This window comes from Erwinia persicina NBRC 102418 (assembly GCF_001571305.1).
GTDB lineage: Bacteria > Pseudomonadota > Gammaproteobacteria > Enterobacterales > Enterobacteriaceae > Erwinia > Erwinia persicina.
Window position 1 is genome coordinate 56,931 of record NZ_BCTN01000007.1, and the last position, 16,887, is coordinate 73,817.

Annotated in this window: 11 protein-coding genes and 4 pseudogenes; 9 read left to right on the forward strand and 6 right to left on the reverse strand. The window is 48.6% G+C overall.

All coding sequences use genetic code 11. The features are described from left to right. Positions 1–42 precede the first annotated feature (42 nt). The 3 genes from EPE01S_RS09455 to EPE01S_RS09465 are packed head-to-tail and all read right to left on the reverse strand — an operon-like array spanning position 43 to position 5,872. Positions 43–1,524: an efflux transporter outer membrane subunit gene (locus EPE01S_RS09455; RefSeq protein ID WP_062744394.1), complete on the reverse strand. Its 1,482-nt coding sequence runs from the start codon at positions 1,522–1,524 to the stop codon at positions 43–45. Further along, the gene (locus EPE01S_RS09460) at positions 1,521–4,697 is read right to left on the reverse strand and encodes an efflux RND transporter permease subunit (protein WP_062744395.1); all 3,177 of its coding nucleotides are present in this window, start codon (positions 4,695–4,697) and stop codon (positions 1,521–1,523) included. The genes EPE01S_RS09455 and EPE01S_RS09460 overlap by 4 nt, the downstream gene beginning before the upstream one ends. Beyond that, entirely contained in the window at positions 4,694–5,872 is a 1,179-nt protein-coding gene (locus EPE01S_RS09465) for an efflux RND transporter periplasmic adaptor subunit (RefSeq protein ID WP_303621211.1), read from the reverse strand. Before EPE01S_RS09465 ends, EPE01S_RS09460 begins: the two co-directional genes overlap by 4 nt. Positions 5,873–6,415: 543 nt before the next feature. Here EPE01S_RS09465 and EPE01S_RS09470 point away from each other — a divergent pair. The 7 genes and pseudogenes from EPE01S_RS09470 to EPE01S_RS09500 all read left to right on the forward strand — a co-directional run bounded on the left by EPE01S_RS09470 (position 6,416) and on the right by EPE01S_RS09500 (position 13,183). Beyond that, positions 6,416–6,772, forward strand: coding sequence for a DUF1294 domain-containing protein (locus EPE01S_RS09470; protein ID WP_062744396.1), 357 nt, complete (start codon positions 6,416–6,418; stop codon positions 6,770–6,772). Between the two features lie 364 nt (positions 6,773–7,136). After that, positions 7,137–7,928, forward strand: a complete 792-nt coding sequence (locus EPE01S_RS09475) for a class I fructose-bisphosphate aldolase (RefSeq protein ID WP_062744397.1) — start codon at positions 7,137–7,139, stop codon at positions 7,926–7,928. Between the two features lie 14 nt (positions 7,929–7,942). Next, a pseudogene (locus EPE01S_RS09480) lies at positions 7,943–8,430 on the forward strand (glycerol-3-phosphate responsive antiterminator); the annotation flags it as partial. 83 nt (positions 8,431–8,513) lie between these two features. Continuing rightward, positions 8,514–10,052, forward strand: a complete 1,539-nt coding sequence (locus EPE01S_RS09485) for an FGGY-family carbohydrate kinase (protein ID WP_062744398.1) — start codon at positions 8,514–8,516, stop codon at positions 10,050–10,052. An 11-nt stretch (positions 10,053–10,063) separates the two neighbouring features. Continuing rightward, a complete protein-coding gene (locus EPE01S_RS09490; RefSeq protein WP_062744399.1) occupies positions 10,064–10,825 on the forward strand; it encodes an SDR family NAD(P)-dependent oxidoreductase in 762 nt (253 codons plus the stop codon). Positions 10,826–10,841: 16 nt separating this feature from the next. Further along, entirely contained in the window at positions 10,842–11,837 is a 996-nt protein-coding gene (locus tag EPE01S_RS09495; RefSeq protein ID WP_062744400.1) for a 2-hydroxyacid dehydrogenase, read from the forward strand. A gap of 83 nt (positions 11,838–11,920) precedes the next feature. Beyond that, positions 11,921–13,183 carry a PTS galactitol transporter subunit IIC gene (locus tag EPE01S_RS09500; protein WP_062744401.1) on the forward strand — a complete coding sequence of 421 codons (1,263 nt, stop codon included), beginning with the start codon at positions 11,921–11,923 and terminating at the stop codon, positions 13,181–13,183. A 138-nt stretch (positions 13,184–13,321) separates the two neighbouring features. On the opposite strand, the pseudogene EPE01S_RS23405 reads toward EPE01S_RS09500, so the two are convergent. Further along, positions 13,322–13,929: pseudogene (locus tag EPE01S_RS23405) on the reverse strand (transposase); the annotation flags it as partial. On the opposite strand from EPE01S_RS23405, the pseudogene EPE01S_RS09510 reads away from it, so the two are divergent. Both EPE01S_RS09510 and EPE01S_RS22875 read left to right on the forward strand, forming a co-directional pair. Next, a pseudogene (locus EPE01S_RS09510) lies at positions 13,912–14,282 on the forward strand (IncC plasmid conjugative DNA transfer DtrJ family protein); the annotation flags it as partial. The pseudogenes EPE01S_RS23405 and EPE01S_RS09510 sit on opposite strands and share 18 nt — an antisense overlap. 119 nt (positions 14,283–14,401) lie before the next feature. Then, a pseudogene (locus EPE01S_RS22875) lies at positions 14,402–14,804 on the forward strand (AbiEi antitoxin N-terminal domain-containing protein); the annotation flags it as partial. Positions 14,805–14,875: 71 nt separating this feature from the next. Here the strand turns inward: EPE01S_RS22875 and EPE01S_RS09515 are convergent. Together EPE01S_RS09515 and EPE01S_RS09520 are read right to left on the reverse strand one after the other, a co-directional pair. Next, the gene (locus EPE01S_RS09515; RefSeq protein ID WP_062744404.1) at positions 14,876–15,538 is read right to left on the reverse strand and encodes a hypothetical protein; all 663 of its coding nucleotides are present in this window, start codon (positions 15,536–15,538) and stop codon (positions 14,876–14,878) included. A 197-nt stretch (positions 15,539–15,735) separates the two neighbouring features. Next, a protein-coding gene (locus EPE01S_RS09520) for an IS3 family transposase (RefSeq protein WP_157076003.1) occupies positions 15,736–16,856 on the reverse strand; the annotation gives its coding sequence in 2 pieces (ribosomal slippage) (positions 15,736–16,598 and positions 16,598–16,856; 1,122 coding nt in all). Between the last annotated feature and the right edge of the window lie 31 nt (positions 16,857–16,887).

Genomic DNA, 16,887 nt, shown 5'->3' on the forward strand with positions numbered 1-16,887 from the left:
GCCCCTAAGGGCAAGGTCAAGGATTTTTTATTCATTTTGAATTTAATTTTTAACATAGGAATGTTGCCTGCCCTCAGCCCCTGAACAATCACTATTTTTCGCCGTACAAATTTCCCAACCCCCCCCCAATGCTTTGTAAATACTCACAATGGCGAGTTGCTGATTGGTATAGGCTATCGCCAGGGCACGGCGGCTAATAAAATCAGATTTTTGTGCCTCAAGTACATCTGAGTAAATCCCCTCACCGAGGGAAAACCGTAATTGAGCAAGACGTGCGGCATCAGAATGTGCGACTGATTCAAGTTGATGTAACTCGAAGGTCTTATTTGCCGCATCATAAGCTTTGAAGGCATCATCCGTTTCTTGTAATGCACGCAGTACAGTCTGATCGTAAACGATTAATGCCGCTTTAGTTCGTGCTTCGCTGGCTGCAATTTGAGCGCGCACTCGCGCTGTATCGAGAAAAGACCAGCGTATAATCGGGCCAATAAAGCCCGATAAAATACGGGTATCATTCATTGCATTAAGGCTTCCAGCAACAAGCCCAATAGAACCTTGTATCTGAATGTCAGGATACAGACTTGCTGTGTCAATCCCCACCCGAGCCGTTGCGGCCGCCAGAGAACGCTCAGCAGCAGCAATATCCGCGCGTCGCGAGAGAAGCGAGGCTGGATCACCCACGTTCAGGGTTCGCAGAACCAGGGTTTTGTGTGTTTGTGTTATTGAAGGTACAGCCGCCGGTAATTTAAAATCCTGAGGGACTGCACCAAGCAAGATCGCCAATGCATTAACAGAAGCGGTTCGGCGGCGTTCCAGTTCAGGCACAGCCGCTTCGATATTGCGCAGCAAAGCTTCTGCTCGTAATTGATCAAATTGGCTGGCAGAACCTGCCTTTACAGAACGTTCGGTCTGCCTGAAACTTTCGCGCTGACTTTGGCTGATATCAGTAACAACAGCAAGTTCGGCTTCAACACCTCGAAGTTCGAACCATGTAGCAGCGACAGAAGCAGCGACACCTGCTTGTACATGTCGTAATAATGCTTCACGTGAGCCAGCTTGTGCCTGGGCCATTTCCACTGAACGACGTATACGGCCAAAGAGATCTATTTCCCAGGATGAATCAACCGCAATTCGATAAGTATCAAACTGCGATGTCTGGCCGGATGAAGTTTCCGTCCGGCTTTGCCGACGATGCTCATAACCACTCTCTATACCACCCAGTGGTAAGAAATTTTGTCTGTTTTCACGCAGAATCGCGTTTGCTTCTTCAAGCCGGGCGACGGCGATACCGATGTCATGGTTGGCAGCAAGTGAGCGTTGGATCAAGATAACGAGTGCAGGATCATCAAATGTTTTCCACCACTCAATTTCAACAGCGCCGGAACCCATACCCGCAATCGATCCACCAAAATTTGCAGGTGAGGGTGATAAAGGTGGCGAGTAATCAGGACCTACAGCTGTACATCCGGACAGTAAAATAAGAGCACTCAAAGGGAACAATACTTTTTGAGAAAGTTTACTCATGATATACGCCCCTCTTTGTGCCATTTAACTTTGGCTCGGTACTTTTCGTAGTGCACAGACAACCTGCGCATAACAACATAAAACACAGGGGTTAAGAATAAACCGAATAGCGTCACACCGAGCATCCCCGCAAACACTGCAATTCCCATGGATTGACGCATTTCAGCCCCCGCGCCACTGGCCAAAACTAATGGAATAACACCGGCAATAAATGCAAGTGATGTCATCAGAATAGGTCGTAAACGTAATCGACACGCTTTGATAACCGCATCCAGAGTACTGACGCCTTCGCTTTCCAGACTTCGGGCGAATTCGACAATCAAAATTGCATTCTTGGCGGCTAAGCCAACCAGTACAATAAGGCCTATTTGGACAAAGATATTATTGTCACCCCCCATCAACCAAACACCCGTAATGGCGCTTAATAAACACATTGGTACGATAAGGAGAACGGCTAAAGGAAGCAGCCAGCTGTTATATTGTGCAGCAAGGATAAGATACGCAAGCAATAGACACATCGGAAAAATAAACAGTGCAGAATTGCCCGCCCCTTTTTGTTGGTAAGTTAATTCAGTCCATTCAAAACTCATCCCTTCTGGTAATATTTCTTTTGCCAGTCGCTCCATGGTTTCAACTGCCTGCCCTGAACTAACGTCCAACATGGCACCGCCTGATATATCAGCAGAAGGATAGCCGTTATAATGGATGACACGATCGGGGCCAGAGCCTGGTGTAACGGTTACAAATGATGACAGGGGTAACATTTCTCCTGCCAGATTACGAACTTGCAAACGTCCTATCGCTTCTACCTGCATGCGATGAGCGGCATCGGCTTGCGCCATGACTTTGTAAGTGCGGCCAAAGCGATTGAAATCATTAACATAGATAGAGCCCAGATAAACTTGCAGTGTTTCGAATACCTCAGCTAAATTAACGCCCTTGCTCTTAGCTTGAATTCGATCAATCGTGACATCAAATTGAGGAGCATTAATATCCAAGCTGGTCATCAGCCCTGTCACCATCCCGGATTCAGTGGCTTTAGTCATCAAAATTTGGGTATTTTTCACTAATGCATCAAGCCCGGCACCGCTGCGATCCTCAATTTGCATTTTAAAACCGCCAGTTGCACCTAAACCCGGTACCGGTGGCGGTGGAAATACCCCCAGGAAACCATCAGGAATGGTTGAAAATTTAGCCTGTAATCGCCCTGTAATAGCCATGGCCGAAAGCTCATCAGTCGTACGAGCTTCAAATGGATCAAGAATAATGAACATAACGGCAGCATTAGGAACATTAACAAATCCATTGATTGAAAGCCCAGGAAATGCAACGACACTTTCAACGCCCGGTTCTTCGAGTGCTATTTCAGACATTTTTTTAACAACATCATCGGTACGATCTAACGATGATCCATTGGGCAGCTGTGCAATTCCTACAAGATAATATTTATCCTGCATTGGCACAAAACCTGGGGGAACAGCCTTGAAGCCAAAATAAGTTAGTGCAAGTAATCCACCATAAACGAAAAGTGCCAGACCGCTGACGCTAACCACTTTTCGTACCGTGTTACTATAAGCACTGGGTGCTCGCTTAAACGGCTTGCCGATCATCTGTAAAAATTGATTAACGCGTCCGGACAAAGTATGTGGGTCACTCGCAACCTGCGCTTTACGTGGACGTAATAACATGCCTGCAAGTGCAGGGCTGAGTGTGAGTGAATTAATGGCTGACAAGATAGTCGATATGGCAATAGTTAGCGCAAATTGCTGATAAAATTCACCCTGCAGACCACTCAGGAATGCAGTTGGGATGAAAATTGCCGAAAGTACAGAGGTAATGGCAATAATCGGCGACGTAACTTCATCCATTGCCAGCCTTGCGGCTTGTACAGGCGTTTCTCCATTTTCGATATGGCGCTCAACGTTTTCAACCACCACGATCGCATCATCGACGACGATCCCTATCGAAAGGACAAGGCCAAATAATGACAAGGTATTAAGCGAAAACCCCATTATGTACATGATGGCAAAGGTACCAATTAATGAGACAGGCACTGCCAGCAATGGAATAAGTGATGCTCTCCAGCTCCGTAAAAAAAGTACAACGACAATAACAACAAGAACAATTGCCTCAAGTAAAGTTGTTGCCACTGATTGAAGAGAGGCGCGAACAAATACAGTCGGATCATAAGCAATACGTGAGCTTAATCCAGCAGGAAAATCACCTTCAAGCCGTTGCATCGTTGTTCTCACTGCTTGTGCAACATCAAGCGCATTAGCGCCAGGGCTCTGAATAATTTGAAGCGCAACAGCCGGTTCGCCATCAAGCAGACTACGTAGTGCATACGCATCAGCACCCATTTCGATGCGAGCCACATCCCGTAAACGGGTAACCTGTCCATTATCGCCAGTACGAATAATAATATTACCGAACTGCTCTTCGTCAGTTAATCGTCCAAGTGTGTTTACTGTTACCTGGAAAGCCGCATTTGAATTGGGCATTTGACCGACAGAACCTGCCGCAACCTGCACGTTTTGTTCACGAATTGCGGCAACGACATCCCCCGCCGTCAGCATTCTGGCAGCAATAAGATCAGGATCAAGCCAAAGCCGCATACTGTATTCGCCAGCGCCCCAAACGAGGACATCGCTGATACCGGGTATCCGTGATAATTCATCCCGAACCTGGAGATAAGCATAATTGGAAATATAAAGGGGATCGTAACGCTTATCCGCAGATAATAAGTGAACCACCATCAGAATATCTGGTGAGGTTTTTTGAGTGATAACGCCTTGACGTTGTACTTCTTCAGGCAAACGAGGCAGTGCACGCGAAACTCTGTTTTGCACTTGAATTTGTGCCATATCGGCATTCGTTCCTTGTGCAAATGTGACGGTAAGCGTCATACGACCATCGGTTGCCGACTGTGAGGACATATATAACATGCCCTCAACACCTGTAATGGCTTGTTCAAGTGGTGCAGCAACGGTTTCAGCAATCACCTTTGGATTAGCGCCAGGGTAAGATGCTGTCACTTGAACTGTCGGGGGCGTTACCGCTGGATATTCACTGAGGGGTAACTGGAAAAAAGCAACAATCCCCCCGAGAACCATCAGAATAGAAAGAACAATAGCGAAGATTGGCCGTTCAATGAAGAAACGAGGAAATTTCATGGCTTATCTCCTGCAGTTTGCTTCTCTGTAACTTCGACAGGTTTGCCATCAATTCCGACTGACTGTGGCTTAACGTGCATACCTGGACGAATAAACCCTTTGACGACGATACGTTCACCTGGCTGCAAGCCTTGCTCTATGACACGTAAACCGTCCACGGTAGTGCCTAATTCTACCGGTCGATACTCTGTCTTATTTTCTTTATCAACCACTAATACATAGCGACCACCTTGATCGGCACCAATCGATAGATCGGATATCAAAACTTTAGGCTGTGATGGCCCCGTCTCTAATTTGATTTTGGCAAATAAGCCTGGCGTTAATTTTCCATCAGGGTTATCGATAACAGCACGGATACGCACGGTTCCCGTTTGACGTTCAGCACCATTGGAAAGAAAATCAACACGACCCTGTCGCGAATAGCTTTTGTCAGTAAGTAATGCGATTTCTACTTTTGCGGCTGGAGAACTGTTGAGTTTAGCATTGGCTCGATTTGCAGCGAAAAACTGCAAATAAGTACGTTCGTCAATATCAAAATAGACATACAGAGGGTCAATTGAAACGATTGTCGTCAGTGGTGTAACGCCGCTGGCAACATAATTCCCCTCAGTCACCAAAGTTTGACCTACACGCCCACTAATTGGCGCGGTGACATGGGTAAAACTTAACTCAAGCTGTGCTGATTCAAGCTTTGCTTTGGCTGCATCCACCTGTGCTTTTCTGGCATTCAGTGTGGCAATGGCAGTATCGAGATTAGCGCGCGAAACAATTTTTTGAGCAAACAATTTTTCAGTACGAGAATATTCAGCTTTAGCCAGCATCAATGCGGCTTCTGTTTCTCGCAAACCTGCTTTTGCATTATTAAACGCAGCTTGTAACACCCGTGGATCAATAAGAAATAGTTCGCTGCCCTTTTCGACAAAATGTCCTTCAGGCATATTTACTTTCTGTATATAGCCGGCAACTCTTGGACGTAATTCAACGTGATTAACCGCTGTGAGAGACCCCGTGAGTTCTGCAAAGGGGGTTATTGGCCTGACAATCACTTCGGCCACTGGAGCAGAAGCCGGTGCTGTTGGCGCCGCCGGTGTGGAGTCGACTTCTTTGCAGCCAGCAATAGCTAGCGCAAGGCTTATTGCCGCTGTGAGCAGTGTTATTTTTCTGACGTTCATCATGTTACCTTCCGCAACTGGAGACGAATGGGTTTTGCTGAGCCTTGGCAGCTCCTGCTGTATTTATCCGACTTGCCACGCCTGGAAGGTCAAGTATTTTTTTGCGAAAAAAAATATAAATTTCCAGAAAATACACTGATTATCAGGTAAAGACAGTATAAATAGTTAAAGTAAGGATGACTTAAAACCCATTAAAAATTATCAGACCGCTTAGAAGACATTAAAAAATTCAGGAAATTATTTGTGCTAAAATAATATTAACCGCACTTATTAAAACTTATTATGGCAGCGGATTTTTCGTGTTACTTCATCTGTGAAAAGCTTTTTGATATCGACGGATTTCGGGACGGCGATGATCGGGTGCCCGATGAATCGTATCTTACGCATAGCGATCTTCTCAGGTGACATAATCAGTATGCAGGAAGCTCTCTGAACGTGAATGGGCCATTTTGATGGGATACTTACACCACATGCTGTTATTCATTATGATATCCACTTCCGAAAAGAGTCCAGCGGGCTGAACGGTTCTACTTACAGGCTTATTGAATGACACTGAATCTGTTCTGTTACCTGCTGCTGGCCCTGGCGGCCACCGGCAGCGCATTTCTGCCTCACCCTGTGGTGATGTGGTTCCTGCTGGCCAGCACACTGACATTTCTGATCTACGGCGGAGATAAACTGGCTGCCCGCAAAAGCTGGCGGCGGGTACCGGAGTTCACCTTGCTGGTCTTTGGCTTGCTGGGAGGATGGCCTGGCGCGATTGCCGGTCAGCAACGCTTTCGCCATAAAACGCAGAAGCAGCCCTTTAAAACGTACTTCATCATCAGTGCGGTGCTGAATGTGGTGGGGATGATCGCGATATATCATTTCTCTCCGGCCTTATTTACGCTCGTTTCGGGCTGATTAATCCCTGAATGCACAGCGCGTCTGCAAGCCATCAGCGCCCTGCCCCCCCCTTTTTTGCGGCGTTTAACCGGGCCGTTTTGTTACCAGGGAAGCGGGTTATTCATCCTGACACGGGCGTGATGAACATCTCATTTTATGTATTACGACTGGACAGAGTGTTTAGGGAGATGCTAGTTATTAACGACGCGTGAGAATGAGTTTAGATTTAAAATAAATATAAACGCTTCTCATCAGCCGGAAAACCATACAGTAATGTTTTGGGTCACCGAATCATTATTATCAGGGTAAGTGAATTGACAGCCCTCAGAGACATTTTTGTCTCTGAGGGCTTTTTTTATTTTTATTACCGAGGAGTCATTAAATGTCTAAACAGCGTCGTCTCTCAAGAATTTTTGCAAAAGATGGTAAATCCGTCACGTTAGCACTGGATGGTTACCATTTCTCAATTAAAACAGAAGGAATAGATAATACGATAAACCAGCTTCCTGCTCTGGTTGAAAAGGGTCTGGACTGCGCGCTGGTGTCTTATGGCATGCTGAAAAATTTTCCAGCTGCACTGAATAACGTTCCGGTGATATTACGCGTCGATAGTACGGTAAGTATTTTTGATAATAGCGTACCGGATACCACCCCCGTCTTCTCCGTTGAAGACGCACTGAAAGTCGCGGCTGAAGGCGTGGTTTGCATGACCTTCCCGGGCGCGTTTAACGAAGAGAAAACCCACGTTATGGCAATGCAACTCGCCCGGGCGGCAGATCGCTGGAATATGCCCCTGATTGTGGAGTCACTTCCCTACGGATATGCCGTAACCAATGATGATTCTAACAACCCGACCGTCATTGCCGCATCGGCCAGAGCGGCGGTAGAACTGGGTGCTGACGTCATCAAAACACGCTTCACAGGGACTGCCGATGACCACCTGATTGTCGAAGCAGCAGGCGTCCCTGTCCTGGCGCTCGGCGGCCCTAAAACAGATATCAGCGGTTACTTTACGTTCGTTCAACACTGTATGCAGGCAGGGGCAAAAGGCGTGGCCGTGGGGCGCAATATCACTCAGGATCCACAGCCTGAAAAAGTGGTGGCCGGCCTCAATGCCATTATCCATGAAAACGCGACGGCGGAAGACGCATACAGCCTTTATATGGCCAGATAACATCGGATATCACTATGTTCTTAAATAACACCATCATTCCCTCCATCAGGAAATATAAAAACTTTGATAAAGCACTGTCCAGCGCATCGGAATATGTGCTTCTGTCAGAAGCCAATATCGGCAACCTGCAATCCCTGATTGGCAAATGTCATCAGGGGGGTAAAAAAGTATTAATCCACCTGGATTTGCTCGGTGGATTTAAACCTGACCCTGCGGGGATCAACCTGCTAAAAAACTACTATAAGGTCGATGGTGTTATTTCCTCTAACCTTTCAGCATTGCGCCATGCCAAAAAAGAGGGATTACTGACTATTTCCGGGTTTTACTCATCGATTCGCGATCGCTGGATCAGTCAATCGAGATTGTTAAACATAACCCTCCCGATGCAATAGAAATTTTACCTGCTGAATATGCCTGCCAGTGCCTGGCGTTGATTAGCCGGAATTTAAAAGGCTTTGACGTGGTATTCATCGCGGGGGGATTTGTTAAGCGGCAATATCTTGTCGAAAAGATATTCCATGCCGGTTTTAAAGGAATAACCACCAGCGAACCTGGCTTATGGTAACCAATACGGAGTGCACGCTAATGAATGATGAATACGTCATGGGCATTGATAATGGCGGTACCTTTACCAAGGCCGCTATCTACGATCGCACAGGCAAGGCCGTGGCCAGTGCGGCAAAATCAACGCAAATGTTAACCCCCAGACCACACCATACTGAACGTGATATCGACGAACTATGGGCAGCCAACCTTGAGGTGATCAAACAGGCCCTTCAGCAGTCAGGTATCGATGCCAGACAGATCAAAGGTATTGCTATCACCGGCCATGGCAACGGGCTCTATCTGGTTGATGAAAGGGGGCGCCCGGTTCGTCATGGCATTATCTCCACCGACAGCCGGGCAAAGCAGCTCGTGGAGAAATGGCAGAACTCGCCTGAGTTTATGTCTCATATTCTGCCTAAGACCATGCAGTCCATCTGGGCCGGACAACCCGTTGCGCTGCTGGCCTGGCTGAAACAGCACGAACCTGAATCACTGCATAAAACGCACACGATTTTTATGGTGAAAGATCTGATCCGCTTTTACCTGACCGGAGAAGCCTTCCTCGAACTCACCGATCTTTCGGGTACCAGCCTGATCAATGTACGTGAGCGTGATTATGATGATGAGTTGCTCGCCTGGTGGGGCCTGGCCGATGTGCGCAATAAATTGCCGCCGATTAAACGCTCCACAGACTGCTGCGGCACCATCTCCGCGGAAGTGGCCCGTCTGACTGGCCTGCAGGCGGGAACGCCGGTGTCCGGTGGCGTATTCGATATTTCTGCCTCCTCTGTTGCCTGCGGGATCAACAGCCTCGATAAGCTGGCTATCATCACCGGGACGTGGAGTATCAACGAGTACGTCACCGATCGTCCGGTTATCGATAAAGCGCTGTTTATGACGTCGATTTACCCGATTGAGGGAAAATGGCTGATAACCGAAGCCAGCCCAACCTCTGCCAGCAATCTGGAGTGGTTCATTAATAATTTTATGGAGAGCGAGCGCGAAAAAGCGGCCGCAGAGGGCATCTCCGTATACGACCTGTGCAACACGCTTTTCTCCTCAACCACCCCCGAAGAAAGTCACCTGCTGTTCTTCCCGTTCGTATTTGGTTCTAACACCATTGCCGATGCCTCAGCCGGATTTATCGGTGTGAACAGCTTCCATAAAAAAGCGCACTTCCTGCGGGCGATTTATGAGGGCGTGGCGTTTAGTCACCTCTATCACACTGAGCGTCTCCGCCACCTCAACCCGGCGTTAAGCCGAACCATCCGTATTGCCGGTGGGGTTACCCACTCCCCGGTGTGGCTCCAGCTGTTCGCGGATATCTTCCAGTCCACGCTCGAGATTGTCGACGTCAAAGAACACGGCACATTAGGCACCGCCATGACGGCCGCCGTCATGGTCGGCTGGTTCGACGACGTTTTTGCGGCGTCCAGTGAGATGGTCCATGTCGCGCGAACCGTGATCCCCAACCCTGCCAGACAACAGATCTACCACGACAAATACCAGCTTTATAAAAACCTGTTATCGGAGATGCAGTCTCCCTGGAAAAGCTGCAGCAATTACGTTTCACATTAAGCGAGGAAAGCATGGATCTGAACTTAAAAAATCGTACGGCTATCGTCACCGGAGGCGCATCCGGGCTGGGCAAAGCGCTGGTTTTGTCACTGGCGAAGGAAGGGGTCAACATCTGTTTTACCTGGCAGCGCAACGAATCCCGTGCGCGGCAGCTGATTGAACAGGTGAAAGCAACAACCCCGGTGGAGATCATGGCTGTGAAAACCGATCTCTCCGACGAACAGAGCCGTCATCAGCTGTTCACCACCTGCATTGAGAAACTGGGTAAGGCCGACATTCTGGTGAATAACGCCGGGATCTGGTTAAGCGGCTATGTCAGCGAATTAACCCATTACGACTGGGACCGGGTCATGAACGTCAACCTGAAAGCCGTCTTCCATCTCAGCCAGCTGTTTGTGAACCACTGCCGTGAACGGGATCAGGCGGGCAGCATTCTGAACATTACTTCTCAGGCCGCGTTCCATGGTTCCACAACGGGCCATGCACACTATGCGGCCAGTAAAGCCGGCCTGGTGGCCTTTTCAATCTCACTGGCGCGCGAAGTCGCCAGGCAAAACATCAATGTGAACAACATTGCCGTCGGGCTTATGGATACCGAAATGATCCAGAGCCACATTGAACAGAATCCTGACTATTACCTCAGCCGTATTCCCGTGGGCCGGGTGGCACGACCCGATGAGATTGCCGACATCGGTGTCTTTATGGTTTCGCCTAAAACCAGCTACATGACGGGAGCAACTGTGGATGTCACTGGCGGTATGTTGATGCGCTAAATTTTGGAGAATGACTATGAAATGTCTGGCGATAGCCGATCTTTTTATTAATACCACGATGATGGAAAACGGGCTGAAGGCGCTCCGCGATAGCGGCATTGAGGTAGACGTGCGCGAATGGTCGCACCCGTCGGTAGAAAAGTTGCAGCAGGATAATCTGCAGGTTGAACAGCACGGTTCAGAAGCCGTGATGTTACCTGATTCACTGCTGCAGGATGCAGAAGATGTCGACATCCTCATCGTTCAGTTTGCGCCGGTCAACACGGCAGTGCTGAATAAACTCCCAAAGCTGAAAATCATCGGCGTACTGCGTGGCGGCGTGGAAAACGTCAATCAGGAGGCTGCCAGTGCACGCGGCATTGAAGTGATGAATACACCGGGGCGTAATGCACGCAGCGTGGCTGAATTTACCGTCGGGATGATACTGGCGGAAATGCGCAACATAGCACGCTCCTGTGACGCGCTGCGCGATAAAAGCTGGCGGGCAAAAATGCCTAATCAGCAGGCCATTCCCGAGCTGGGCGGCAAGGTGATAGGCCTGGTGGGGCTGGGCCACATTGCCCGCCTGGTTGCAGGCTTTCTCAGGGGCTTTGGTACGCAGATTATTTTCTATGACAAATACGTAGCCGGTGATGAATGTTATGAAAAAGTCGACTCGCTGGATGAGCTGGTAAAACGCGCCGATGTGGTGTCGCTACACGCGCGCCTGACGCCGGAAACCACGCATCTTATCAACGCTCAGCACTTCAGATTAATGAAACGGAGCGCAATTATAGTCAATACAGCGCGATCGGGTTTAATTAATGAACAGGATCTTATTGCGGCGTTAAAGGCAGGCGAGATCATGGGTGCCGCACTGGATACCTTTGATCATGAACCGCTGCCTGATGACAGCGATTTCTATTCCCTGAAAAATGTCACCATTACGCCACATATCGCAGGCAGTACCATTGATGCGTTCAGCCACTCACCGAAGTTATTTTCTGAGAGGTTACTCAGAAAAATAAATTAACGCCGATAACTCGTCGATCTTTATCTTCCCGGTCAGGCACGGAGACACGCGCGCCCGGCCGGGCCTCTGATTAAGGAATTATCATGGATATTATTAACAGCATTATTAATCTGGGGGCATCAGTCATGATGCCCATCATATTTTTTATTATTGCCCTGTGTTTTGGGGTCAAGCCCGGTACCGCATTTAAAGCCGGCATGCTGGTCGGGATCGGTTTTGAAGGCGTTGGGCTGGTCATCGGCCTGCTACTGACCAGTATTGGCCCGGCTTCACAGGCGATGGTAGAGCGTATTGGCCTGACACTGACGGTGGTGGATACCGGATGGCCGACCGCATCGACTATCGGCTGGGGATCCCCGTTAATGTTACCCGTGGTGATCGGCTTTATCATAATCAATCTGGTCATGTTGCTGCTGAAAATAACCCGAACCGTCAATATTGATATTTTTAACTACTGGATATTTTTGATTATGGGTTCAGTGGTTTATGCAGGCACCGGCAACTACTGGCTTTCAGTGGGGATCACCTTCGGGATATTTATTCTGACGCTGGTAGCGGCAGACATGACCGCCCCTTACTTACAGAAAAACTATAACCTCAAGGGTATTTCATTTCCCCACCTGACCTGCATTGCTTACGTTCCTTTTGGTATTGCCTGTAATTATATTATCGATAAAATTCCCTTTATTAATAAAATCAACTTCAACCCGGAAAGCATCAATAAAAAATTTGGTGTATTTGGAGAACCACTGACGCTGGGTTTTGTTCTGGGCCTGATGCTGGCGTTTCTTGCCGGATATCCTATCTCCGCCGCCGTTTCCCTGGCGATTAAGGTATCGGCCGCTATGCTGTTACTGCCGAAGATGATCGACATCCTGGTGCAGGGGCTGTTGATCGTTCGCGATGCTGCAGAAGCCAAACTGAAAGCAAAATTCCCCGGCCGTGACTTCTATATCGGTATGGATACCGCCCTGCTGATTGGTGAACCGTCAGTGCTGGCTACCGGCCTGCTGTTAATCCCGATGGCGGTCGTACTGTCCATCATTCTGCCGGGTAACCGCGTGCTGCCGTTTGTCGATCTCGCTTCACTGATGTTCCTGCTGGCAATGGTGACGCCATTCTGCCGGCGCAACATGTTCCGCATGTTTATTACCGGCACGCTGATCATCACCTGTACGCTGTACGTCGGGACGGACATTTCGAAAGAGTACACTCAGGCGGCAGTGAACTCCCATATTCCGGTTCCCGAGGGTATGTCCGAAATTACCAATATTGTCGGCGGTGCGACCACCCCAGTCGGCTGGCTGGCGGTGAAATTCGGAGAGCTGTTTAGCTCTGCGCCCTGACGATAGCGCTCTGCCTGGAAACAGGCAGAGGGTAATAAATGGGTGATGTGAGAGATTGCTCATCGCGTTACTGAGTGTTGATGGGTAAAAAACCACATTCTGGTGGCTTCAATACTTATATCATTTTGGTGCGGAGGGCAGTGCATAGATGACGAAATCCATCGACAAGGTCAGGTTGGGCGCCGCCGGGAGGAGCAGCGGCAGACGTTCCATTGCCAGCCCTTTATGACGTCGTCTGCGTTTTACACTTAGCACGTTCAGATGATAAAAGCGGTACACACGCTTGTGATTAACATGAAGGCTTTCACGGCGCAGTAACTGCCAGATGCGGCGGTAACCTAAATGCCTGCGCTCCAGTGCCAGCTCAGTGATGCGCGCTGAGGAATGAGCATCAGCCGTTGGACGCTGAGCCTCATAGCGGCAGGTCGATAGGGACAAGCATGTAAGCCTGAAGGCACGACGTAGCGACAGACCGGTCGCATCACACATCAAATCCACGGCTTCCCGCTTCTGGTCTGTCGTCAGTACTTTCGCCCAGGAGCCAGCTGAAGCGCCTCCTTATTGAGTATGGTTTTGGCGAGCAGCTTCTTGAGTCGGGCATTCTCCTCTTCAAGTAACTTAAGCCGCTTAACTTCCGGCACTTCCATGTAGCCAAACTTCTTACGCCAGGTGTAAAAGATGGCGTCTGAAATAGCATGTTTGCGGCAGAACTCTCGGGCTGAAACCCCGGCTTCGGCCTCGTGGAGACGGTCACTAAGGGGAGCCGTTACACGTTACTGTCTGCAGGCAATGTCACCCTTACCTTTCTACTACGCCTGACGATTCTGTTGCAGGCGATGCCACTGTTTGCGCTGATTATCGTTGTCGGGCTTCTTGACGGGCTGGTACGTAGTGACTTACGGCGATTCGATGCAGGCCATGAGTCCGGGTTTGTTTATCACCATGCCAGGCGCATGATTTCATTCAGCTTGATAGCGGTGGGAGTGATTTGGCTGGCGGTGTCGATTTTTCTTGTACCTGAATATGTGTGTATACCAGCGGCGGTAAGGAATGGCTGGCAGTATCCATTACGGGCGGATCTTTCAAAAAACACGTCTGATGCAATCATTCCCAGCCCACTATCGTTGGCAATATTTATGCTGTGACAGACACCGTACATTGGCTTTTCACTCGCCAAATAGTTTACTTTTTTATTATAGTTACACCCTGTGTGAATCTATGCCATCAAAAATAAACTGGCTGTTGCAAAACACCTCTCCGGGAAGCCTGGTTTTACAATCCTGGCTACCCCGGAACAGCATATCGCCTTCTCTGGCCTTTAAATATGAGCAAAGTGGCTGGCTGAAAAAACTGCGGGCTGGCGTTTATGCGCGCGCAGGACGAGAACCGGGCTGGAGTGATGCGCTATGGTATCTGCAAAGCCAGCTTGAAGCGCCGGTGCATCTGGCCGGGCTGAATAGTCTCTCTTGGCAGGGCCGTTCCCATTACATACAACTAAAGCAGAGCCAATGCTGGCTTACCGTTGAAAAAAACGATATTACCCAAATGATTTAAAGAATTGCCAGGCGGTGAGTGGCTGATAGTATCAGCTCTGAAGCTTCCTCAACTAGATGAGAAGTACGGGAGTTAGGCTGACTGTATCTAGGCGTGTGGGCGTTCGAAAAGTATAAGTGCTCGCCCATCATCAATAAATCATTCAGATGAATTATTATATTGAGTCTGTAGTATCTTACTTAGTAATTTACATTCCTCAGGCCGAGGTATCATTTTTCCAAAACCAATAAAGAAAAGGAACATGACTACAGCGACTGTATATAATATCAAACACCCCCAAAATGGAATATACTCATGCCTATAACTAGGTAATATTAAAGAAAAAATGGCGAGAAATAAAAACTGAAGCGAAAACAAAGCATACATGCCGTTCCCAAACCAGAAAGAAAACCCTTTCTTGAAAACAAGAGTTTTATCTTTAATTAGCAAAAATGCTCTGAACTTCTTGAAGAAACCGACAGATATTAAATCACTGTGATCTACGAATAGTCGCAAAATAATTTTTTGACTGGCTACATCAGAAATTCCAGTCATGCGATAGCTGGTTATTCTCTTAATATCCTCTTTGATACAGGCATTTACTTCATCCGATAACTCGTGGCTATCCAGAAGGCGCTGCAACTCATTTAATTTAGAGTTCCTGACTTCATTAAAAAATCCGAGAACCCCTCGTATTCTCCAGATAACAAGAGCCAATGGTCCTGCAATAAAAATAAAGAGAAGAATCTGTTTTATCTGCAATGCACCGCTAGACACAGCAGAAATGAGCCATCCGTTCACTATATCCAATATTTTATCCATAGCCTATCCCTCACGAAATTAAACCGTATATCAGGATAAAGCAGAACAACATAAACCTGTTAATCGTATTTTCAATTTCTGGCTGAAATCTTCACGCAGATCGTTGCATGGTACTCAATGCACCAGAACGGAAGAAAAAGCGCTTATGCAAGCCATCACAACATTTATTGACCTGCCCCCGGGATTAGATACAACGCTCAGTTAGTAATGTCGGATCCTTCACTCTCAGAATTACCCTTTCGCCAGGCCGCCGCAAATTCAGACGGCGTCCGATAATTCAGCGTGGAGTGCGGGCGACACTCGTTATAATCCTGACGCCATTCACTGATGGTTTTCCTGGCATGGCTGATATCGTTAAACAAGTGTTCCTTCAGGCATTCATCGCGAAAGCGTCCGTTAAAACTCTCAATAAATCCGTTCTGCGTTGGCTTACCTGGCTGGATAAGCCGTAGTTCCACACCATGCTCAAAGGCCCATTGATCGAGCGCGCGGCAGGTAAATTCCGGGCCCTGATCTGTTCTTATTGTCGCCGGATAGCCCCGAAACAACGCGATGCTGTCCAGAATACGCGTGACCTGAACGCCTGAAATACCGAAAGCAGCGGTGACCGTCAGACACTCCTTCGTGAAATCATCCACACAGGTCAGACACTTGATCCTGCGACCGTTGGCCAGTGCGTCCATAACGAAATCCATCGACCATGTAAGGTTCGGCGCATCCGGGCGAAGAAGCGGAAACCGTTCGGTCGCCAGCCCTTTACGGCGTCGTCTGCGTTTTACGCTCAGTCCATTAAGGTGGTAAATACGGTATACCCGCTTGTGATTGACGTGAAGGCCCTCCCTACGCAGCAACTGCCAGATACGCCGATAACCAAAACGTCTGCGTTCAAGCGCCAGCTCAGTAATACGCCCTGATAAATGTGCATCAGCAGCCGGACGCTGATCATCATAACGGCAGGTCGACAGGGATAAACCTGTAAGCCTGCAGGCACGACGTTGCGACAGACCGGTCACATCACACATCAACATCACGGCTTCCCGCTTCTGGTCTGTCGTCAGTACTTTCGCCCCAGAGCCACCTGAAGCGCCTCCTTATCCAGCATGGCTTCGGCAAGCAGCTTCTTGAGCCTGGCGTTCTCTTCCTCAAGCGACTTCAGGCGCTTAACCTCGGGCACCTCCATACCGCCATACTTCTTACGCCAGGTGTAAAAGGTGGCGTCGGAAATGGCGTGCTTGCGGCAGAGTTCACGGGCAGAAACCCCGGCTTCGGCCTCGCGGAGGATACTGATGATCTGTTCGTCGGAAAAACGCTTCTTCATGGGGATGTCCTCATGTGGCTTATGAAGACAT

Coding starts and splice junctions, on each gene's coding strand:
- EPE01S_RS09455 (WP_062744394.1), bottom strand. CDS start 1,524: ATGAGTAAACTTTCTCAAAAAGTATTGTTCCCTTTGAGTGCTCTTATT.
- EPE01S_RS09460 (WP_062744395.1), bottom strand. CDS start 4,697: ATGAAATTTCCTCGTTTCTTCATTGAACGGCCAATCTTCGCTATTGTT.
- EPE01S_RS09465 (WP_303621211.1), bottom strand. CDS start 5,872: ATGATGAACGTCAGAAAAATAACACTGCTCACAGCGGCAATAAGCCTT.
- EPE01S_RS09470 (WP_062744396.1), top strand. CDS start 6,416: ATGACACTGAATCTGTTCTGTTACCTGCTGCTGGCCCTGGCGGCCACC.
- EPE01S_RS09475 (WP_062744397.1), top strand. CDS start 7,137: ATGTCTAAACAGCGTCGTCTCTCAAGAATTTTTGCAAAAGATGGTAAA.
- EPE01S_RS09485 (WP_062744398.1), top strand. CDS start 8,514: ATGAATGATGAATACGTCATGGGCATTGATAATGGCGGTACCTTTACC.
- EPE01S_RS09490 (WP_062744399.1), top strand. CDS start 10,064: ATGGATCTGAACTTAAAAAATCGTACGGCTATCGTCACCGGAGGCGCA.
- EPE01S_RS09495 (WP_062744400.1), top strand. CDS start 10,842: ATGAAATGTCTGGCGATAGCCGATCTTTTTATTAATACCACGATGATG.
- EPE01S_RS09500 (WP_062744401.1), top strand. CDS start 11,921: ATGGATATTATTAACAGCATTATTAATCTGGGGGCATCAGTCATGATG.
- EPE01S_RS09515 (WP_062744404.1), bottom strand. CDS start 15,538: ATGGATAAAATATTGGATATAGTGAACGGATGGCTCATTTCTGCTGTG.